Below are 21,221 nucleotides of genomic sequence, written 5' to 3' on the forward strand. Positions count from 1 at the left end.
CACTCACCATTGCATTCAGAGCCAAATCATCACGACAGACACGCATAACATCATTGCCATGAATCTATTAAATTGGCGGTGAGCTCTTGGATTTGCAAGTCGATTCGCTAAAACACGGCCAATCATCGCCCATATGCCAACCCCGATCACACAGACTAATAATGAAACCAGAGTAAAGAGCCACAAGGAATATTGTTCATTTTCCTGCCCTATTACGTAAAGACTTACGCCGGACATCGCAACCAACCATGCCTTAGGGTTGAGTATTTGAGTCAAACTTCCAGTCACCCAGCCGGAACTCTTTCCTTGTTGAACAGTGACACCTTGTACCGGCGCTGCAAAGATTTGGTAAGCAAGATAAAACAAGAAGCTACTGCCTATTAACTGCATCCAAAACTCAAGCTTTGGTAACGTGAAAGCCAGCGTTTGCATCATCTGTCCGGTACCAAATACAACAACCGCATATGCTATCGATGCGCCCAGAACGTGCTTGGACGCCGCCCTTGGCCCATCATTTACCGCAGTGGTTGTCGCTAACAGATTCACCGGGCCAGGTGTCACGGCTCCAACAAATGCAAACACCACCATCGCCAATATCAAATTTTCCATCTCGTTATCTCCTCTTTTTCACCAAGATAACGACTAGGAGAGAGACAGTATTGAACGATATTGCAGAGCATCACTCATTGGAAACAGGCTAAGTAGCAACAAGGCGCCAGAACATCTATTACCTTTACCATTGCGGTAGCCAACCCAATCTTGCCAAAGCCCCTAAGAACTTGGCCTCTCCTTTCCCAAAACGCGGTTATTCAAATATTTCGAACGAGTATGTTAATTTTCTACGATTTTTTCTCACCTCATCAGCGCCTAAACTCAGTTTTAACCAATGAGGGAAAGATATAAACCCTCTACCAATGAATTTGAAAAATTTGAGGATGACACTATGAAAGCTCTACTGAAAACACTGACAGAATCAAAAGCAGGTTACAGCGCTCTGGCGCTACGTATTCCAGTTGGGATCATTTTTATGGCGCATGGAGCACAAAAACTGTTTGGCTGGTTTGGTGGTTACGGGCTGGAAGGGACTGGTCAGTGGATGGCATCTATCGGTCTAGGGCCTGGTATTCTAATGGCATTTTTAGCAGGTAGTGCTGAGTTCTTTGGTGGTCTTTTCATTTTGCTTGGCCTTCTTACACGTCCAGCTTCCATTGCTCTTGCATTTACTATGCTTGTCGCCATTTTCTCAGTTCACTTTGAGAACGGACTTTTCATGTCTAACAACGGCTATGAGTTTGGCCTAGCCCTTATGGCTGCGAGTGTATCACTGGCATTATCAGGTTCAGGCAAAGCAGCAGTTGATCAATTTATCGCAAAGAAATTCGCTTAATATCGAACACTGGAGGGCAATATTATGATTACAGTTAGACACTCAGAGGATCGTGGCGGTGCTAGTTTTGGCTGGCTTGACAGTAAACATACGTTTTCCTTTGGAGATTACTATGATCCAAAGCACATGGGGTTTTCTGCCTTACGAGTGATTAATGATGACATTGTTCAGCCAAGTGCTGGTTTTGCTACACACGGTCACAGAGACATGGAGATCATCAGCTATGTTTTGGAAGGCGCCATCGAACATAAAGATAGCGAAGGTAATATTCAAACCTTGCCGGCTGGAGAGTTCCAACTAATGTCCGCTGGCCGTGGAATTTATCACAGCGAATACAATGCATCCGACTCTGATACTCTGCGATTTCTACAGATTTGGATTCAACCAAACACGTTTGGTAATGAACCTGGCTATCAACAGAAGGACTTTGGTAAATCGGAAGGGTTAACGCCTATCGCAACACCCGATGGTCGCAATGGCACTCTGCATATAAAGCAAGATGCCTCTCTTCAACAGTTGATTTTGGCTGCTGGTCAGCGCATTACTTATGAGATTGCACAAGGCAGAAATCTCTACATACACCAAGTAGAAGGACAATTGACCGTCGACAGTACCGTACTGCACTCAGGTGATGGAGCAAAAGTTGAGGCAACGACATCGGTTTCTTTCGAAAACTCAGGAGATGCACCAGTTACTGCTCTAATCTTTGATCTCCCCTAGTTATGTAATCAAGCCTCGGAGCGAGTATGATCTCTGAGGCTTAAAAAGCTTTGGATATCTAGGCTTATATTGCAGCTGGTTGCGATATGAGCTTTAGCATAAGTGCCTCTCTGCGAAGCTCAAGAATATCTTCAATGATTCGCTCTTTTGCATTGAGACCAAAATGTTCCGCATAATTCTTAATCGTATCCACTTCGTGCTTTTCCAACTTATACACATTGCGCTTTAAATACGCTTCAGCTTCGCTTTTGATAAATCCATTATCCTGAAGGTTCTTGATAATCACATCATCTAGCTCACTCAACTTTCTTGTCATTTTCTTCTACTTCTGGCCACAACACTCGTACACCATTCTAAAAAACATGCTAAAGGTGATTTTCCGTCGGAAAAATACTCTCAGAGTATGACAAGAAAGTGACAGCGTTCTATAAGCTCTAGAGCGGGCACATTTTACTCGCTGCCCGCCACTTGCAAAGCCTCTCTAGAACCACATTAGGTCAGTTTTAAGAGAGTGACTGGAACCTATATCCTCTCCGCACATTTCATCGTAAGCACTTTGATGAACCAATGACGCACTGTGGTAATGCTGGTCCTTAAAGTGTTCTTTTGCTTGAGATAAACTGCAAAATTTCAGCGGATTTTGATTGGTATCGCGCAAAAGCAATCTATCGCCTTCATCAATCGAATAAGCCAAGTAAATGCCGCCTTCCAATGATTCAATTTGAAGTTCCATACCTTATTCTCCTCTCGTGTGTTAGGAACCTATACGAGAGATACAGTAATTTTGATTACCACATTGTGAATTAGGCTCGTGAATACTCACAAGTGGCGAGTTAAACACCGTGAATCAATATTCACCTAAAGAATATAAATCATCACAAATCACTTCTTATGAGCCTTAACGCAAATTTGTCTGCTGTTCAAACTTTAATCACACAGTTTTATATTTCAGCCGCGAATACAGTATTAACAACTATATTGAAAACCGAATTATCATCAATAATTCCACTTTTCAAAGAAAAAGCAGTGAAGAAGTTCAATTTACCTGTCTAGAGTTAGCGAATATCAGAATTGTTTGCTGGATCAAGTTTTCCGCCAAAGATGTTGCGGACCTATTTATAAAATGAATAATAACCATTTGTTACACACATGTAACAAACACAACATCTATATAAATAATATTCATATAAACCATAATGCATAGGCAGGAAAAGCATGACAAAGCGTATATCGCTTGCCGTTTTGGCAAGTCTTTTTGCGGGTAGCGCTGCGGCATCCAACTTGGATGACAAAATCAACGAAGTCGTTGCACCTATCGTCAACCCATTTGTAGGTATGATCTTCTCGACCATTCCTTTCCCTTTTACAGACGTGCAGGTGCCTTGGATCGTTCTTTGGTTGGTTGTTGCAGCAAGCTTCTTTACCTTTTACCTTGGCTTTATCAACTTCCGTGGGTTCAAACACGCAGTTCAATTAGTCTCCGGTAAGTTCTCAGATCCAAAAGCCAAAGAAGATGGCGAGGTATCTCACTTCCAAGCACTGACTACGGCGCTATCTGGTACTGTTGGTCTTGGTAACATCGCTGGTGTGGCGGTCGCAGTTTCTATCGGTGGCGCAGGTGCAACATTCTGGATGATCCTTGCAGGCCTACTTGGTATGTCTAGTAAGTTTGTAGAATGTGCTCTTGGTGTGAAATATCGTAACACCAACCCAGACGGTTCAGTTTCTGGTGGTCCTATGTACTACCTAAGCAAAGGTCTAGCTAAACGCGGTAACGCTGCATTTGGCCGTACCCTAGCTGTTCTGTTCTCTGTGTTCGCGATCGGTGGTTCTCTTGGTGGCGGTAACATGTTCCAAGCTAACCAAGCGTTCAAGCAGGTAGTAGGTGTAACAGGTGGCGACGCTTCGTTCTTTGCTGATAAAGGCTGGTTGTTTGGTCTTATCCTAGCTGTCATCGTTGGTATTGTTATCATCGGTGGTATCAAGTCTATCGCTAAAGTGACAGAGAAAGTGGTTCCTTTCATGGCGACCATTTATGTCGGTGCGGCACTTATCATCATCCTAATGAACTTCGACCGCATTGATGACGCATTTGGCGCTATCTTTAACGGAGCATTCACGGGTGAAGGTATCGCTGGTGGTGTAATTGGCGTACTTATCCAAGGCTTCAAACGTGCAGCATTCTCGAACGAAGCGGGTGTGGGTTCTGCGGCTATTGCTCACTCAGCAGTTAAAACAAAAGAACCAATGTCAGAAGGTTTCGTGTCTCTGCTAGAACCGTTCATCGATACCGTTGTAATTTGTACCATGACAGCCCTAGTTATCATCATCACAGGTTACCTAGATACAGACACAGGCCTGGCAGGTGTTGAACTGACTTCAGCGGCATTCGGTAGTGCGATCAGCTGGTTCCCATACATTCTTGCTATTGCCGTTGTTCTGTTTGCTTTCTCTACAATGATCTCTTGGTCTTACTACGGTCTTAAAGCTTGGACTTACCTATTCGGTGAGAGCAAAACAGCGGAGCTTATCTTCAAAGTTAAATTCTGTATCTTTGTAGTGATTGGTGCAGCAATGAACCTTGGCCCTGTTATCGACTTCTCTGATGCTATGATCTTCGCGATGGCACTAGTCAACATTATTGGTCTGTATATTCTGGTTCCAGAAGTGAAACGCGATCTAGCTGATTACCTAGAACGATTCAATGCAGGTAAAGTGTACAAAGTTCAGCAGAAGCAGTCTCAGACTGAAGCGGTTGAGCAGTAAGTAATTTCAGCCTCTAAGAATCTACAGCCCGGCATTTTCGCCGGGCTTTTTATTTTCGTTTTATGTCCTCTTGCCAACATTCAACCAGATAGTCGATAAACTGCCTGACAATAGGTTGCTGATAGCTGCGAGATAAATACACAGCCCATAGGGCATAACTTGGATAGTGATAGTCATTTAGAATGGAGAGCAACTCCCCTTTCTCTATTAGTGGATTCGCTAAGTCGCACGGTAACCGAATTACTCCCTTTCCATTAACGGCGACTCTCACTAAAGTACTCAAATCATTCGCTCTAATATTGCCCGATACCTCAACATCCACCGTTTGATTGTCCTTAACGAACAACCAATTTTTGACGTTTAAATGTGTTAAACAGTTGTGGTCTACTAACTCCTCGGCGTGTTTAGGTTCTCCAAATTCGGATAGATAGTCGCGCGATGCACATATAGCTGTATCAATTGCCATTAACCTTCGAGCAATTAGGTTATCCGCTGGTTTATCAGTGAAGCGTAATGCAACGTCCACTCTCTCATCCACCAGCTCTGAGTTTTGATCCGAAGCCAATATATCGATGACAACTTTTGGATGGAGTGACACAAAATTTTGGACTCTATCGATTAGCAGGTTCTGTGCAAACCCAATTGGTGCAGCCACCCTAATTGTTCCCACTAAAGCATCTTTGCCACACATTGAGTCTAATTCTAACGCAGCGGCTTCATCTAAAATGCGCTGGCATCGAACAAACGCCTGTTCACCAGCATGGGTTAAACTCACCTTTCTCGTCGTGCGGTGCAACAAACGCTGTTGTAGCCAGTGTTCAACCTCCTGCACGTGTCGAGATACCTGCAGTCGACTAATATCTAGCGATTCTGCTGCCTTGGTAAAGCTCTTAGCATTCGCGACTTCAACAAAACTTCTTATTGCGATTAAGCGATCCATAACACGTCACCATTAGTAAACCATATTGATACAATGTGTATCACATACGCTCATTTATCGCTAGATAGCTATCCATTAGACTGCATTTGTTGTTACGAAATACTGAATCACAAACAGGAGATATGAAGATGAAAATTGCAGTGTTAGGTGCATCAGGTTGGATTGGTAGCCACATCGTAAATGAAGCAAAAGCGCGCGGGCATGAGGTTATCGCTTTAGTAAGAAACCCCGCTAGCTTCGAAACAGAGAATGTTGAAGCACGACAGTTTGATTTACTGGACCAAAATTCTGATATCACCGCCGCAGTTGATGGTGCAGAAGTAGTGATCTCAGCGATTGGCGGCCGCTCGGCAGGCAATCATGACATCGTCGCGAAAACCGCAGAAATGCTGTTGACTCAGTTGCCTCAATCTACTGCTTCTCGACTACTTTGGGTAGGGGGGGCAGGCTCTTTGGAAGTGGCACCGGGTATTAAGCTTATTACTGTTCCTGAGTTCCCTGATGAGTATAAGCCTGAAGCTGTAGCTATGGGAGAAGCGTTACAGGTATTTCGCTCTCTAGAAAGTGATGTCAACTGGACCTTCGTTAGTCCCGCTGCAGATATCTTCCCTGGCGAGAAACAAGCACCTTACCGTGTAGGTGGTGACATGTTGTTGACCGATAGTGAAGGTAACAGTCGTATCTCAGTCGCTGACTACGCCGTTGCCATGATTGATGAACTTGAGTCTGCTAAGCACACCAACCAACGTATTGGTGTCGCTTACTAAACACAAAGGAGCCTAAATGGCTCCTTTCTGATTTCTAAACATTAATCGACTATCTACTGATCTAGGTCATATCTCCCGAATAATGAAGATGTTAGCTTTCTGCGATCACACTACGGAAGCAACAAATCTATGAACCACATAGAAACAACAAATATAACAGAAGAATCGATCCTAAAAGCAGTCACTAAAGTCGAGAACATACATAAAGTACGACTGGACAGCTTTAAGCAATATCTTCACAACCACAGCTCAGAAGTTATCGACTTATTAAAAACGATTACAACCTTTTCTTCACTCGATGAGAAATATCTGCGCATTGATAAGGATTTCACCCAATTTTCCGATAAATCAACACACATCTTAGAAGTCTCGCTTTTGCTAAGTTGATCAAACTAGATTTAACAAGCTAAGTATTAAAAGGATATTTGGTAGCTGTTACTCGCCTGATCAAGTGATACAACCCAGCTCAGTTCGGTTTCGTTACTCACCATCGGAACCCAACGAGCATATATCTGCTGCCAGTTACTATTGACTTCCAATGTAACTGTTGAGGTTCTGTCTGGATAAATGGTTGTGATGCGGGATGTCGGATCTGCTATGACCTCCCCACTATCGCTGGTAAAGGCTGCTTCTGAATAGAGATGAACGGCCCCATCACTGGATCCGTTATAGTCCACGGTAAACGTGATGATCTGCCCTACATCGAATGAGAAATCTCTTGAGGCAACGATGTCGGCGGTGTTATCTATTTGGGTACTCGCTGCAGCTGGAGTCGTTGCAGATGCTCCTCCTCCAGCAGAACCTGCGTCGCCACCTCCCCCACCACCACAAGCAACAAGGGAAAGCGAAACCAGTAAACTTAAAGTAATACGATTTGAATGCTTCATAATCCTCTCCTATTGCGCTGAAATGACACGATCGGCTTCCGGAGACTTGTACCATTCTCCATCTGTGTCACCATTACTTTCTACCCAAGTCGGGAAGTTCGTATACGCTTTACTTATGTCCATATATTCGACTGGGTGCTGCCAATCATCCCGAATGTTAATCACCCAAGGCATATTGTTTTCAGTTAAGAAGCATAGCCCTCCACCAGAATGGTCATCATGCTGGTTTAACAAGCTACTATCCATGTTACTAGTGCCTGGAAACTGTTTGAAATGGGTCTGCCACTGCATCCCTGGAAAAGAAGTAAAGAAGTCGCCGTGGTAGGTATTCTCTGCTGCAAATATGAACGAGTCATAAGGAGGGTAGCCAATAAGCTCCCGAGAGATTGGAGTCGTCAATTCAACGTTCAATTGGTATCCAAGCACACCAGCTGCTTGCTGATCCAAACATGCACTTTCGGTCCGATAAAACATACAGCCTCCTGAAAACACCCCTAAATCCTGCAGATCGTCTTTTACACTTTCCGAGACTATCAGCACCGTTTCGCCGTTGTCTGATTCAAGTACAGTATGCTCAACCTCTACACCGTTACGTGTCACGGATGCGGAAGAGACATTAGAGGGATCAACATTTGGCAATTGAACTGCAAATCCGTTCGAATAACCGGCTCCCATAGCCTGAAGGGTATAATCTATCGTGATACCCTTTAGCTCTCTGACCCCATTTAGGGTTTCTGTGACCCTATACTGCAAAACTACATCATTAAAGTCGTAATCTCCCATCAATGGCCACCGGTCTTCAAACGCTATTGTCGCGAAACTGTCTGAACTTGGGTAAACCGAAGTCACGGTAATGTCTGGGTCATTGTTTTGAGTCAACGTTTCATATTTTGAATCCGTTGAGCCATCAGTATTCACTCCGTCCACAGCCGAAAATGGGGAGATACTTACAGTGAAAATCAGATCATTAAAATCGTTATCACCTTGAGGCCGGCGAATATCCTCAAAACCTAGCACTAGAAACTCGTTAGCGGTATCAATAAATGCCACGTTGTGCCTACGATATTCTGACGTGCTTTCTGGGTTCAACGACGGGTAACTATAAAATGGTGTACCCCAGTTACCTAGGCTAGAAATATTATTGTAGGAACCGCTCCACCCCCAGCCATTGGGAATGATGAAAAAAGCCAAGGTTTGTCCTTCGGTCAGTTGAACGCTCAAATCAATCGAATCACCTTCCTGCATCTCACCTTCTCGTGGCTTTGAGGTATTTGGAAATATGATCACATGAGCGTCAATTTCATCTTTAGAAGTCGGAGGGTTATCAGTGTCGAAAACAAAATACCCTAGACTATTTCGATACCCAGCCCCTTCATTTAGAAAAGTAACGGTTGCTGTCGCGTAAGCTGCACCATTCAACTGGTCATCGATATCTATACTGGAATAACGCTCAGGCGCAATAAAATCACTGTTTACCACAGTGCCCTCAGGAAGCATTGAATAAACATTCTGAAGAACATCACTCGGGAGAGAATCAGCAACAGAATATGTGTTGTTTGGCTTCCCTTTCGCGGAATAATTGGAAGCATCTGATCCGGACTCAAATGTTAAGTCACTGGTTGTTAAAGCTCCCGAGAAAAATGGGATAGAGGTAGTAGCAAGGAAAATGATACTTTGGAGTTTCATAAAGTCTGGCCCCTTATCTAGAACGAATCGCACTAGAAAGAGACGCAGCAAAAATAATACCTGATATTTTTTATCTAATTTACAACAACTTATAAAAGTTACCTAGCTTATTCTCATTTTGAGAATAAAGATGAATGTTAAAGTACCAAGTCACACTAGGCACTGCAGTTGCCCCCTATGGTTACCTGTTAACTCTCCAAAGCAGGTGTTTCTCTGCATTGTGTATTGATAGTATTTATCTTATTGATATGCTTAAGATATTCGATGACTTCTTCTTCTGGCATCGGGCGGGCAAATAGAAATCCCTGTATATAGACGAAGCCCATGTCAAAGAGAATCTGCAACTGAATGTCAGTCTCTACTCCCTCAACAATAACCGTCATATTACGGCTCCTTGCAAGATTGACCATCGATTCCAGAACAGGCTTCGTACTCTGCTGCTTATCAAGGTTCTTAACGAACACTCGATCTATCTTCATGATTTCAAAAGGAAGCTGACTAACAAAGTTTAAACCAGAGTAACCTGTTCCAAAGTCATCAACCGCTATTCTAATTCCCGTTCGACACAGCTCTTGAATATGTTTTTTTGCTATTTCCAACTCTTCATCGGTGTATTCACCATTCTCTGTGATCTCGAAGACAAGCTTTTTGAGGATATGGGGGTGAGCTTTTTGGAATTGCTTAACAATACGGAGTAACCTCGGCGCGATTAGTGTTTTACGGCTTATGTTAATGCTAACGTATTTTCCAATCAAAACGCTTTCATTTTTAGCTATAAAATCAACAACCTGATTAAACACATAATAGGTCAAGCGATTGATCAGATTTAACTTTTCAGCCAAAGGGATAAATATACCGGGAGATACAAACCCTCGCTTAGGGTCATTCCAACGCAGTAATGCTTCACATCCAATAGCCCTATGGCTACTCGCGTCAATGATAGGTTGATAATAACATTCGAAGTACCCTCGATTCAGTGCATCTACAAGCGAAAACTCCAAACTGTTTTTAGCAATGCGTCGTTTGCTAGAAAAGGAATAAGACACGATAACAATGCTAGAAACTAACAGAAACACCCAATATTTATCGAAGATGTAAGACAGGTAGTACACATGACCGGCTTGGGATTTTAGAGCAAAAGGGAAACGCTCCCCCTGATACTCACTAAACCTTAAAACCTCTGAATTCGATGAGTTCATCGAAGACTTATTGTCTACAAGTTGACCACTTATCCAAAGATCAAAATCAATTCCTTGAGGAGCAAACTTCTGCTCAATTAATTCGAAAAGATAGCCAGGAGGAATCAAAATACTGACACCACGCTGCTGATCATCTAAGAACAATAAGCCGATTGAGTTAAGACGGTTTATCGCTGCTTTAAAATAGGCCACTGTTTGATGAAGCGGTAAGGATTTAAGCTCTTGATAGATATGAGGGTAAAGATTAAATGATACTTTTCCTTTATTAGTCGCACAGAAAAACTGCCCTCCTTCCCTAAAGACCGCGACCTCCTTCGCCATATGTGTTTCAAACACAGACTGTCGCATCTCAACTAACAGCACGTCACAGCTCTCAGCCAGCTTGTTGTCTTTCGCTAAGTAATTAAAGTCATCTTTAATTCTATCGAAGTGTGTTTCAATTTCTCTGGCTGCTTGTTTAGTAGAGGAATCTAAGTGAAGATTGGCGCAACCGATAAGAACCAAAATCAATATTACATTAAATAGGCAAAGCAATAACATTGAAAACAAATGCTTACGAGGTACATTAATACTATCCAACAATGCCAGCGCACTCATTTTTCAAACACCCTATATTGCTCCAATTAATGTTGATATCTTTATTAATATTATTCTTCGAGGCGCTGTCATGCGGCGCCACACAAAAGCATTCAAGATGGCTATGTATCTTTTTTATGAATTAATATTAAGAATAATTTCGAAATGTAACAAAAGTAAGACGTCCAGACACTCTAACATCTTAGTTACGTGATAATAGTCTCATTATGGATTTCGACTTCGCTCGATTTGAAAACCAGAAAGATCGTTTTGTTCACGTTAGCTAGAGTGTTCCAGCTCCTTGTTTAAACAGTGTATGTGACTCTTTTGGTTGAAGATTGTAGTTACTCATCAAGAGATCAGCGTAATCGTCTAATTGCTTGATTTAGTCGTTCCATAAATTCTGGGTGCTCTTCGAGAAAGCGTTTAGAGATATACAGACCGAACTCTTTTTCCTCTTCAAGGATAACTCCATAACCGCTCAAATTACTGAAATTATGAAGGAACACGACTTCAGCCACCAAGATTGCATCCACCACTTTAATGTCCAACTTTTCAATCAAACCGTAGATATGGGTCGCTGGAGGGACCATTTGATAACCCTGGTTTTTTAACCAATAAGCAGTATTTGTATTCAGTAGACTGGTGACTTTCGCTTGGCTCCTAAAAGCAGAATCATGGGGGGCAAACTTTTCGACATCTTCACTACGAACAATCCAAACCCAACGATTGCTCATTACTGGCTCTGAAAACACCGCATACTTATCACGTTCTTCATTCTGTGATGCCATAAAGAAGCCATCCGAACGCTGTTTTCTCAGTTCAGACAGAGCTCTGCCATGGTTTGATGACACGGTCACGGTGTACTCAACACCGATTGACGATAAAATAGGTAGAACTTTATCTATCCCAATACCCGTTGGTTTACCCTGCTCGTCTATGGTCGTATAAGGTGGGAAATCTGGAAGGAAGAAGTGCATATTATATGCAGCATGGACCTTTGCACTTGCACAAATTAAAACCAAAACGGAAATAATTAACGGCTTTATCATCATTGAGTTTAAGCGTCTCTTTATAATTTTATCTAAGTATAGGTAGAGAATCTCTCTTTGTTATTTCGATAGATTATACAGTGATGAAGCTCAAACTGAAGTTTGCGCTTCATCGCCAATGTAAGGAGCAAATAGACAGATAACTTATGTAACTAGAAGGCTATGGTAGCTTATAATCGTCACCTGTCATGCATACAATCCAAACCAGACTTCCGCCGTTGTATCTGATAACACCTGTCGAGTCGACGTCTTTTACACTCTGAATGCCGTCAATCTCTTCGTTGATGCCTTTCGCCACTTCCTCAGGCACACTCCAGATACACGCAGCGATTTTGCATGATGTCGAGTTTTCATTACAACCTTCAGGCGTACTCCCTTTGTTCCATTCAGTATCTTCTTTAGCCAGTAATTGAGCAGCAATGTATTCGGGATGGCTGACGTACTGCTCAAACCCAAACCAATCATTGCTGTATGGTAAGTACGGCCCATTCCAACCTTCTATACCGGGGTCTTCAATTAAATTGTCAATCGCCAAATAACCGTATTCGACATTCGTATCTGGCGTGATTTCAAGCGCTCTCCCGGTATCTAACTGATACTGTTTAGCAGCGTTGAGCATTGATTCCAGCTCACGAGTGACCTGCTCTTGCTCAGTGCTATCGTCGTTGGTGGCTCCAGCTGGTATAAAAACAGAACCAAGTAGCAATGCAATAACAAGGTAGATAATTTTAACGTTCATAATGTTTTCTTTATGCGAATCAATAGACGGGATGATACAGCCTACATGGCATATTCCACCACAGAGGCTGTTACTTAATTAAAGTACACGTTTCATCTGCCCGTATTCACCACTCGTTCGTAAAATCACCATTACGGTGCTGTCATTACGATTACGGAAAAACCAGCCGTGATTACCGGTAAAAGCAGCCACCAGCTCCCCTTCATCTTCAGGAACGCTTCGACCTTTCTCGTAGCTGATTGAGTTTCCGTTACCATCTCAATGAGTATCAAAGTTCACTGGCCCACCTTTCAACGTCCAGGTAAAGTTGAAATATCAACCGTTGTTCAGGGCTGTGTCTGTAAATAGTGTTTAGTAAAAGCATTCATATGCACACTCTATGCGGCTCATAAAATCAAGTTGAAGACATCCACTCAGTACTAACGGAATAAAAATTAGATCTTTATTCAAAGTTTATTATTTGGACTACAGCTTGAATACAAGGAGAAATATAAAACTGTGATGCCAACACTCCTCCATGTGGATATTAAAATCTAAAAATATAAACTTTCGCTAGCGAAAGTTTTTCCATAATTGCTCTTTTAAATAGCACACTTTTATTTATCACAGGCCTCAAGATAAAACCAAAAAAATTGAAAACCATTCGCCTTTAACATAACTAACCGCAATCTATAAAATAACCATCGTTGCAATTATTAAGTTACTTACGTCAAAAACGTCAAAATAATAATATATCGTTCCGTAATGAAAATATCAGCCCACCTTTGCAGACAATCGAAAGTCACTATCAATAACGTCATCATTGACCTTAAGGAAGTCACAAAAGAGTTGAAGCTTTACCCTCACCTTCACGAAGCAAAATCATTCTTCAAATCAATTTTCAAAACCATCTTGATTTACATAACCAGTAGAATAAAAAATAGGATAACAATAACTAATAGATTTATCATATACCTCAATCATGTACAAATTAAAACCAGCCCATAAATCATTACAAAAATATATAATTAGCCAACACATTAATTTAAATTGCGTGTACATTTAAATTACGTTAATTACCAATCTAAGGTTTAATTACTTTAAATAAATATTTAAATTTTTTAAGTTAAAACAGATAAGCATCTAAAAATCAGTCTATTAGCTCAGTTCTAGTTCATTAAGAATAATGAGGACGCATCTAATGCAATTAAATAAGAAAAAGGCAGTATTGCAGCTGAGTTTACTCACTGCAGCACTGAGCAGTGTTTATGTTACCCCAGTTGCAGCACACGGATATATGGTCTCACCCCAAGACTATGCCTATAGCTGTTATGAAGGGACAACAAGTGACCCTACGCTATGTAGTGACACGGTTAAGAATCAAAAGAACGAGATTAACCAAGGCAACGCAGCTGGCGATCATCAAGCCGTCATTAACAATGAAGAACTTTGTTCAGCTTCTAAAGGCGGTGAATATGCAGTACTTGATATTCCAAGTGCTAATCGCTACTCCACAACAATTGAGTTGGATACTAACGGCGAATTTGAAGTCACCTATAAGCATACAGCCAAACACAAAACTTGGTATTGGGACCTATTTGTTACTCGCAACGGCTTTAACCCAGACACAGACAAACTAACCTGGGGAGATTTAGAGCGTCTTACTGTCATAGATGGTGAAGGTAAAGAAGCGGATGACTACATAACTTATAAAGTGAAGTGGCCAGAAGGGAAGTCGGGCAAACACATTATCTATCAAGTTTGGCAGCGCCCCCATCCTACCCACAAACCGCATGATGAATTAGGCCCGCCACCACAAGATGTTTGGGATAGCGCAGAAGCGTTTTATAGCTGTGCCAACGTTATCGTCGGTGATCACGAACCAGGCCCAGATGAATCACCGTGGGTGAAAAATGAAGACTTTGCGACTGAAACTATCGAAGTCTCTCCTGGCGACCAAGTCAAAGCTCGCTTGATGTATAAGGGCTACGAGGACTTCGAAGTCCTGCAAGATATCACTGCGGAGAACGTGAATAACGAACAGTGGAAGATTGACTTAGCAGAGTCTATCAACAACAACGCTACAATCTCACAATACGTTCAAGTCGGTGTATTAAACGACGAAGATGAAATCATACTTAGTGATGATCCGTCAGAGAATAACATCTACTACACCAGTGAAAATTGGTCTCACTTGATTGAAAAAGTCGATCAAGATACGTCCATCGAATGGTCAAACAAGGAAGCTGAATATGTGCTGACACCTGGAGAAACACTGTCTATTCCCGTTGAAATACAAGTAATTAATGGTAAACAGGACGTTTACTCCTACACTGCGATACTAAGAACTGTAGGCGGTGAAAAACCTGAGCAAATCATTGAGGGCACAACTGAAAACCCAGCCTCTTTCGAAATCAGTGTGTTAGGAGACTACAGCGTTCGTATTCACAGCCAAGTTGATGGCTCGCATGAGCAAGCTACCTACGAGTTCTCTGTTGTTGAAGAGCAAGGCGAGATCGAATATGACTACCATTACCCTGAAGGCTTCGGCAGCTACGTGGCAGGTGATGTCGTCAAGTTTGATGGAGAAGGCATCTACGAATGTTATGGAGACTGGGCAGCAAACTGTAATGACGAACAGTTCTTACCTGGTGTTGCGATTGACCCTGGCTGGGTTGATCAACAGTGGAGAAAATTAGACTAAGCGATGAAAGCCACCTGCTTGCAGGTGGCTTACTCCTTCTAAGCCCTCTTCCATGAACTTATTTATCAAGGCGTTATTGCCATTATTACTGTGGCTGCTGACAGGATCAGCCCTTGCGGAGAGCATTAGTGCTATTCAAGAGCTTGGCCGTCACCTGTTCTTCGATACCCAGTTATCACTTAAGGGCAATCGAAGTTGTGCGCTTTGCCATTCCCCAACTCATGGCTGGAGCAACACGTTTACACAAACGATAAACATTCACGGCGAACCCGACACGTTAAACACTCCCTCTTTGTTGAACATTTCTCAGCAAACCGTGTTTTCCCTTACCAACCCTAGTCGGACCAAAGTTGAAATGGCCATCACAACCCCTATGTTTTCAATTGATCCATTGGAAATGGGGCTGACGCCTGACTTGCTTCTTTCTCGATTAAAGAAAAGCGTTTCCTACTCTGAATTGTTTGAACAAGCCTATGAAGACAGTGACATTACCTTAGAGCGTGTCGTTCATGCGCTTAAACATTACCTCACACTGATTGAAAGTCGAAATACGAGATTTCATCGGTATCTTGGCGGAGAAGAACAAGCTCTGACAAGCGAGGAACAGGAAGGCTTTCGATTGTTTAATAGCGTACGATTACAGTGTTCACGATGTCATGGCGGAGCTTTACTCAATCAACCTGAGGCCACAATTAGCCAATACCAAAATACTGGCCTTTACGGAATCAGCCGACAAGGAGAACCCCCACATTACCCTGCTACAGAGCCGGGGTTGCGCCGTCACACCAGCGATCATCAAGATGACGGCAAGTTTCGGGTTCCCTCGTTAATTAATGTCGCAAATACAGGCCCATGGGCGCATGATGGCAGCGTGCAATCTTTAGCGTCTGTGATTGATAACTATGCCAGAGGCGGCAGAAAAACAAGCTATGGCCCAAATCAGGGAGACGGCTTCCACCACCCTAACAAAAGCTTCTTAATCAACGGATTTAGCCTGACTCGCAGCGAGAAGACAGCGCTCATCGCATTCCTGCATTCACTGTCCGTTGAAGACGATTGGAGGCGCTACCCATTCAATTCTCCATTTTGCGTTTCGAATGATAAGCAAACTCACACCCGTCCAGGCAGCACTTGTTCACTCATTAAACCTACCCAAGAGCAACCGAAATGAACCTAACACAACTTACCAAGGTCAGCTTGTTGGCCACAGTAATACTGCCCATCGCACAAACCTATGCGGATATGAATTCTGCTCGAAACCAACATTTTGCGCGAGAATATCGCACCTTATGTGAAACCACAGCAGAACCTTTCGAAACGGCCAATTCCCCCGATGAGGCAGCTCAGCAAAGCCTCCGCGTTTCCAAACCATTTGCAAAAACACTGACGCTAAATGAACAAGGACTTGCCTACCTGAATTTGTCGATAGAAAACTGGGACGAAAAGTTAGTGTTATTCCATAGCAAACAAGCCAACATTGAAATTAAAGACGCCGATGTGACGGGCAAAAATATTACCAACCAACATTGCGATAAACCGGATATGATCATCAGCCATATCAATACCCATGAATGGGGTAGCTATCCGGTTAAGGTTTCAGGCAAGCCTAATCAACGTATTACGATTAAGTTTTACCGTGAACAAAATCGTTAAGCTTAATAGCGAGCCATCAGGCTCGCTATTAACTCGTAAATTGCCGGTAATTGTGAGTCGTTAAGTTGACGACAAAGCAATTAAAGACGCTTCAGAAAATATTTAGCCCAAAGACACCTTTAATATCAAAGAGTACTTTTTCCGTTTTGCTTCTAGAGATTTGACTTCCTTTCTTTAATATATCAATTAGTTGCGCCTTGTCGTTTAAATAATCGGCTCTCCTCTCTCTTATCGGTCGTAGCAAATCTTGTAAGCATTCCTCTAGTACTTTTTTTGTTTGACCGTCACCAAGGCCACCACGTCTATAATGCTCTTTTAATTGGTCAACATAATCCTCATCTGGATGAAAAGCATCAAGATAGGTAAATACAATATTACCTTCGATATTGCCTGGGTCTTCAACTCTTAGATGGTTAGGATCCGTGTACATTGAATTTACTGCAGTTTTAATTTCCTTTTCAGTAGAACTAAGATTAATAGTATTCCCCATCGTCTTAGACATCTTATTTTTGCCATCTGTACTCGGTAAACGTGGTGCATTACTTAACAAAGGCCGACACTCATTCAAAACAGTTAACCCTGCCAGAGAGTTAATCTTTCTCACTATTTCGTTAGTTTGTTCAAGCATTGGCAACTGGTCATCACCAACAGGGACTAGAGATGCATTAAATCCCGTTATATCCGCAGCTTGTGAGATTGGATAGGTTAGAAACCCAGCTGGAATTGATCGTTCGAACCCTTTGTTTTGGATTTCATTTTTCACTGTCGGATTACGTTCTAAGCGACTGATAGAGACAAGATTACTGTAATACATAGTCAGCTCAGCAAGAGCGGGCAACTGAGATTGAAGACAGATAGTTGTTTTAGAAGGATCAATACCAACAGCCAGATAATCTGCAACGACATTTAGAATGTTGGACGAAACTTTTTTGGGGTTATGAGCGTTATCGGTAAGCCCTTGCATATCAGCAACAAGGATCGTTTGGTCATGAGTTTCCTGTAAAGCTACGCGCTGCTTTAAAGAGCCAACATAATGACCCAGATGCAAAGGGCCTGTCGCTCTATCACCAGTTAAAATGACTTCGCGTTTATCAGTACAGTGATTTTTTGTGTTCATGAGAATATCCCCTTAGTTAAAACAGATCGCTACTGGAGATATAAAAGAGATTACAGTCTTAGCTACCTACCAGCAGCTTAAGAATGTAAGAATCCTGAGCCGCTCTAATTAGAGCGCCACCAGAAGAAGAATGATGTAGACGTTGAATTAATTTTCATTGAGACAATCTAACAATAATCCGATTGGGACTCAACTCTCTCTCAAGAGCAATTTAAGGTTTAATTCTCTTGTGATTAAATCCGGACTTTTAACCATCGGTTGTCTTATTTTTGTTCGTGTGAGAAAGAATGTGCGATTTAAATAAGGCGCGCTATGACCAAAGTAAGCTCAAAAGTACACGATGAACAACATGCAGCCCTTCTGATGTATTCATCAGAAGAGCTACGATTATAAATATGCACTACGAACGCTCAAATACAATCGTTTTGTCGTTATACATGAACACGCGTTTCTCAACGTGATATTGAATAGCTCGGCCTAGTGTGAGTGATTCAACATCCAGCCCTTTTCGTGCCAAATCTTCTGGGTAATAAGTATGATCAACCGTCTCTAACCCTTGAGTGATAATTGGCCCTTCATCAAGATCATCACTTACATAGTGCGCAGTTGCACCAACCAGTTTAACGCCCTTGTTGTATGCCTGATGATAAGGTTTAGCCCCTTTGAAGCCAGGCAATAGCGAGTGATGAATATTGATCGCTCTGCCAGACCAGCGGCTGCACATATCGTGCGAAAGAACCTGCATGTAGCGTGCAAGTACCAGCAGTTCACAGTCTGTTTCGTCCAACACTGATTGTACTAATGCTTCCTGTTGAGGCTTGGTCTCCGCCGAAATAGGAAAATGGTGGTATGGAATATCATGCCACTCGACCAGAGATTGTAGGTCCGGGTGATTGGAAATTACCGCCTTGATGTCGACTTTAAGATTACCCGTTCGGTAGCGGTAAAGCAGATCATTTAGGCAGTGATCATACTTAGAAACCATAATCACGACTTTTGGTCGATAATCGGAAGGTGTTAATTCCCAGTCCATATCAAACTCTGAAGCGCGCGCTGAAAATGCCGCCTCAAAGGATGCTCGGTTTAGCTCTTGGCCGTTTTGTACACTGAACACTGCGCGAATGAAGAAACGTTCGTTTAGAGTGTCGTCAAATGAGTTTAACTCTTTGATGTAACATTCAAATTCTAGTAAAAATCGTGTAACTACATCGACGGTCCCTGCTCTACTCGGGCAACTAGCGGTTAAAATATAAGTTTTCATCTCTTTTCCTAACGCCGTATTAACCAGCTTTTGTTTCTCATTTTTCATGCAGCGCCCTAGATTACGCAACATGAGTGTCACCTTATTTTAAAGAGATTTGGCGCTAAAGCTTTAATACGACTCCATATTCTTGACCGGCATCCATTAACTAGGCAAATAGCTGTACGGCGCAGTAGAGCAATGTTATCGCTAAGACCATATTGATAGCCTTACCATATTTCTGAAATTGCGATTGAAGCAGCTTACCTGCGACAGCCCAGACCAAGTTACTGACAAGCGCGATAAGTGCAAGTAACAGGCTCGTCGCTAAGATCCAATAGATGTTTTGTGTGTAAGGCAGCACGAATGTTGATATTGATGTTACTCCATACAGAATAATTTTTACGTTCACGAACTGTAAACCAAAGCCAGTAAGGAAAGTGATACCTTGTGAGTTTTTTGAATCAGTGTCGATATCACTCATCGCAATTCCCCAGGCTAGCCACACGATGTAAACCGCACCCACCCATGTCAGCCAAGGTGTAATTACGGGCAAAACGTTAACCATGTGGTAAGTAAACAAGCCACACAGAAGCATTAGCACAATATAACCACAGAACATTCCACAAATGACTTTTGTTGAACGCTTTAGTCCGTATTGTGTCGCAACACTGAGCGACAAGATGTTGTTTGGCCCCGGCGTGATGGAAGTAATGATAACGTAGGTGAAAAATGCAGTGTAGATGGCACTCATCTCTATCTCTCCTGTTTTTCGTGCACTATACTCCGCCACAATTAATTAAAAAATTGAATGTATTTGAACCTTGAGTTTGAATTTTTCGAACTATAAAGTTGGGAGTTTGGCCATGAATCTAAAACGCCTCCTTACGTTTAAAACCATTGTTGAGGAAGGATCATTTCTAAAAGCTTCACAAAAGCTTTATTGCACTCAGTCGACAGTGACCTTTCAAATCAAGCAGTTAGAACAAGATCTTTCACTACAATTGTTTGAAAAAATCGGCCGTAAGATGGTGCTCACTCAAGCGGGAGAAAAAATTCTTCCTTATGTTTACGAGCTCGCACGAGTGATGGAAAACATAGAGGGAACGGCACAACAAGAAAGTTCTGAGCCAACAGGAGAGCTGAAAGTATTGGTCGCCGAAACTCAACTCGCATATAAAATGGCCAAGGTTTTAAAAGAATTTCGAATAAGAGCCCCAAAAGTCAGGCTCTCTTTGCAATCACAAAACTGCTATCAAATTCGAGATGAGCTGATTGCTGATAAAGCCGATTTGGGCGTGTTTTATCAGGTCGGCAATGACGATGCGCTAGAAGTTCATGAATTTGAGCAAGAACCATTAGTGCTGATCGGATCACCGCTTTTAAAAGGGTTGGATTTACAAAAACAAGGCCAACACGTTGAGTTAGGATTCATCAGTAATGGCCCTCAGTGCCTTTTTCGCCAGACCTTTGAACGTATCATCCGAGAGCGAGCAATAACCATCGATAACATGATTGAGTTGAGTAGCATTAACACCATAAAAAACTGCGTTGAGAGCAACATTGGAATTTCATATCTTCCTCGCTTTACTGTTGAAGAAGAGCTGCAAAATGGTCGCTTACAAGAGATTTCCTTTACCAACGAACCACAAATGATTGAGCCTAGGTGCGGGTATCATGCGGGAAAATGTGTAACACCTGCGATGGATGTCTTCATTGACTGTATGCGTAATGAATACTAAATATTACCCCGCTCCCAAAAACCAAAAAGCGAGCACTAAGCTCGCTTTTTTAATATTAACAGCAACG

At 42.3% G+C, this 21,221-nt stretch carries 21 protein-coding genes and 1 pseudogene; 9 read left to right on the forward strand and 13 right to left on the reverse strand.

Annotated elements, in window-relative coordinates:
- Positions 1 to 15 precede the first annotated feature (15 nt).
- The gene (locus FIU99_RS18060) at positions 16 to 609 is read right to left on the reverse strand and encodes a LysE family translocator (RefSeq protein WP_039951988.1); all 594 of its coding nucleotides are present in this window, start codon (positions 607 to 609) and stop codon (positions 16 to 18) included.
- Positions 610 to 943: 334 nt separating this feature from the next.
- On the opposite strand from FIU99_RS18060, the gene FIU99_RS18065 reads away from it, so the two are divergent.
- Both FIU99_RS18065 and FIU99_RS18070 read left to right on the forward strand, forming a co-directional pair.
- Positions 944 to 1,387 carry a DoxX family protein gene (locus tag FIU99_RS18065; protein ID WP_006960824.1) on the forward strand — a complete coding sequence of 148 codons (444 nt, stop codon included), beginning with the start codon at positions 944 to 946 and terminating at the stop codon, positions 1,385 to 1,387.
- 24 nt (positions 1,388 to 1,411) lie between these two features.
- Complete coding sequence (locus FIU99_RS18070; protein ID WP_006960823.1) at positions 1,412 to 2,107, forward strand: pirin family protein; 696 nt, start codon at positions 1,412 to 1,414, stop codon at positions 2,105 to 2,107.
- 64 nt (positions 2,108 to 2,171) lie between these two features.
- Here the strand turns inward: FIU99_RS18070 and FIU99_RS18075 are convergent, their stop codons facing one another.
- Positions 2,172 to 2,423: a hypothetical protein gene (locus tag FIU99_RS18075; RefSeq protein ID WP_006960822.1), complete on the reverse strand. Its 252-nt coding sequence runs from the start codon at positions 2,421 to 2,423 to the stop codon at positions 2,172 to 2,174.
- 165 nt (positions 2,424 to 2,588) lie between these two features.
- Positions 2,589 to 2,840 (reverse strand): DUF6482 family protein, encoded by a 252-nt coding sequence (locus FIU99_RS18080; RefSeq protein ID WP_006960821.1) that lies wholly within the window; start codon positions 2,838 to 2,840, stop codon positions 2,589 to 2,591.
- Between the two features lie 482 nt (positions 2,841 to 3,322).
- On the opposite strand from FIU99_RS18080, the gene FIU99_RS18085 reads away from it, so the two are divergent.
- A complete protein-coding gene (locus tag FIU99_RS18085; RefSeq protein WP_006960820.1) occupies positions 3,323 to 4,873 on the forward strand; it encodes a sodium:alanine symporter family protein in 1,551 nt (516 codons plus the stop codon).
- 49 nt (positions 4,874 to 4,922) lie between these two features.
- Here the strand turns inward: FIU99_RS18085 and FIU99_RS18090 are convergent, their stop codons facing one another.
- The gene (locus FIU99_RS18090) at positions 4,923 to 5,813 is read right to left on the reverse strand and encodes a LysR family transcriptional regulator (RefSeq protein WP_006960819.1); all 891 of its coding nucleotides are present in this window, start codon (positions 5,811 to 5,813) and stop codon (positions 4,923 to 4,925) included.
- A gap of 128 nt (positions 5,814 to 5,941) precedes the next feature.
- Between FIU99_RS18090 and FIU99_RS18095 the strand changes: the two genes are divergently transcribed.
- Both FIU99_RS18095 and FIU99_RS18100 read left to right on the forward strand, forming a co-directional pair.
- On the forward strand, positions 5,942 to 6,580 hold the full coding sequence (locus tag FIU99_RS18095) for an NAD(P)-dependent oxidoreductase (protein WP_006960818.1): 639 nt from the start codon (positions 5,942 to 5,944) through the stop codon (positions 6,578 to 6,580).
- A gap of 129 nt (positions 6,581 to 6,709) precedes the next feature.
- Complete coding sequence (locus tag FIU99_RS18100; protein ID WP_006960817.1) at positions 6,710 to 6,967, forward strand: hypothetical protein; 258 nt, start codon at positions 6,710 to 6,712, stop codon at positions 6,965 to 6,967.
- A 26-nt stretch (positions 6,968 to 6,993) separates the two neighbouring features.
- On the opposite strand, the gene FIU99_RS18105 is transcribed toward FIU99_RS18100, so the two are convergent.
- The 6 genes and pseudogenes from FIU99_RS18105 to FIU99_RS27540 all read right to left on the reverse strand — a co-directional run.
- A complete protein-coding gene (locus tag FIU99_RS18105; protein WP_021455112.1) occupies positions 6,994 to 7,467 on the reverse strand; it encodes a hypothetical protein in 474 nt (157 codons plus the stop codon).
- A 9-nt stretch (positions 7,468 to 7,476) separates the two neighbouring features.
- Positions 7,477 to 9,153 (reverse strand): LruC domain-containing protein, encoded by a 1,677-nt coding sequence (locus tag FIU99_RS18110; RefSeq protein ID WP_039951983.1) that lies wholly within the window; start codon positions 9,151 to 9,153, stop codon positions 7,477 to 7,479.
- Between the two features lie 188 nt (positions 9,154 to 9,341).
- Complete coding sequence (locus FIU99_RS18115; protein ID WP_006960815.1) at positions 9,342 to 10,949, reverse strand: EAL domain-containing protein; 1,608 nt, start codon at positions 10,947 to 10,949, stop codon at positions 9,342 to 9,344.
- Between the two features lie 338 nt (positions 10,950 to 11,287).
- Positions 11,288 to 11,908 carry an ABC transporter substrate-binding protein gene (locus FIU99_RS18120; protein ID WP_231115555.1) on the reverse strand — a complete coding sequence of 207 codons (621 nt, stop codon included), beginning with the start codon at positions 11,906 to 11,908 and terminating at the stop codon, positions 11,288 to 11,290.
- 232 nt (positions 11,909 to 12,140) lie between these two features.
- Entirely contained in the window at positions 12,141 to 12,719 is a 579-nt protein-coding gene (locus tag FIU99_RS18125) for a hypothetical protein (RefSeq protein WP_006960813.1), read from the reverse strand.
- A gap of 78 nt (positions 12,720 to 12,797) precedes the next feature.
- Positions 12,798 to 13,010, reverse strand: a pseudogene (locus FIU99_RS27540) (transmembrane anchor protein); the annotation flags it as partial.
- Between the two features lie 889 nt (positions 13,011 to 13,899).
- Here FIU99_RS27540 and FIU99_RS18135 point away from each other — a divergent pair.
- The 3 genes from FIU99_RS18135 to FIU99_RS18145 are packed head-to-tail and all read left to right on the forward strand — an operon-like array spanning position 13,900 to position 17,055.
- Positions 13,900 to 15,402, forward strand: a complete 1,503-nt coding sequence (locus FIU99_RS18135; protein ID WP_006960811.1) for a lytic polysaccharide monooxygenase — start codon at positions 13,900 to 13,902, stop codon at positions 15,400 to 15,402.
- Positions 15,403 to 15,454: 52 nt separating this feature from the next.
- Complete coding sequence (locus tag FIU99_RS18140; protein ID WP_050778626.1) at positions 15,455 to 16,573, forward strand: cytochrome-c peroxidase; 1,119 nt, start codon at positions 15,455 to 15,457, stop codon at positions 16,571 to 16,573.
- The gene (locus FIU99_RS18145; RefSeq protein WP_006960808.1) at positions 16,570 to 17,055 is read left to right on the forward strand and encodes a hypothetical protein; all 486 of its coding nucleotides are present in this window, start codon (positions 16,570 to 16,572) and stop codon (positions 17,053 to 17,055) included. The genes FIU99_RS18140 and FIU99_RS18145 overlap by 4 nt, the downstream gene beginning before the upstream one ends.
- A 91-nt stretch (positions 17,056 to 17,146) precedes the next feature.
- Here the strand turns inward: FIU99_RS18145 and trpS are convergent, their stop codons facing one another.
- The 3 genes from trpS to eamB all read right to left on the reverse strand — a co-directional run bounded on the left by trpS (position 17,147) and on the right by eamB (position 20,166).
- Positions 17,147 to 18,172 (reverse strand): tryptophan--tRNA ligase, encoded by a 1,026-nt coding sequence (gene trpS / locus FIU99_RS18150; RefSeq protein WP_006960807.1) that lies wholly within the window; start codon positions 18,170 to 18,172, stop codon positions 17,147 to 17,149.
- 400 nt (positions 18,173 to 18,572) lie between these two features.
- Positions 18,573 to 19,505: a formyltetrahydrofolate deformylase gene (purU, locus tag FIU99_RS18155; protein WP_006960806.1), complete on the reverse strand. Its 933-nt coding sequence runs from the start codon at positions 19,503 to 19,505 to the stop codon at positions 18,573 to 18,575.
- Between the two features lie 76 nt (positions 19,506 to 19,581).
- Complete coding sequence (gene eamB / locus FIU99_RS18160; RefSeq protein WP_006960804.1) at positions 19,582 to 20,166, reverse strand: cysteine/O-acetylserine transporter; 585 nt, start codon at positions 20,164 to 20,166, stop codon at positions 19,582 to 19,584.
- Positions 20,167 to 20,278: 112 nt separating this feature from the next.
- On the opposite strand from eamB, the gene FIU99_RS18165 reads away from it, so the two are divergent.
- Positions 20,279 to 21,154, forward strand: coding sequence for a LysR family transcriptional regulator (locus FIU99_RS18165; protein WP_006960802.1), 876 nt, complete (start codon positions 20,279 to 20,281; stop codon positions 21,152 to 21,154).
- Positions 21,155 to 21,221: the final 67 nt, after the last annotated feature.

It is taken from the genome of Vibrio sp. THAF64 (assembly GCF_009363455.1).
Taxonomy (GTDB): domain Bacteria; phylum Pseudomonadota; class Gammaproteobacteria; order Enterobacterales; family Vibrionaceae; genus Vibrio; species Vibrio coralliilyticus.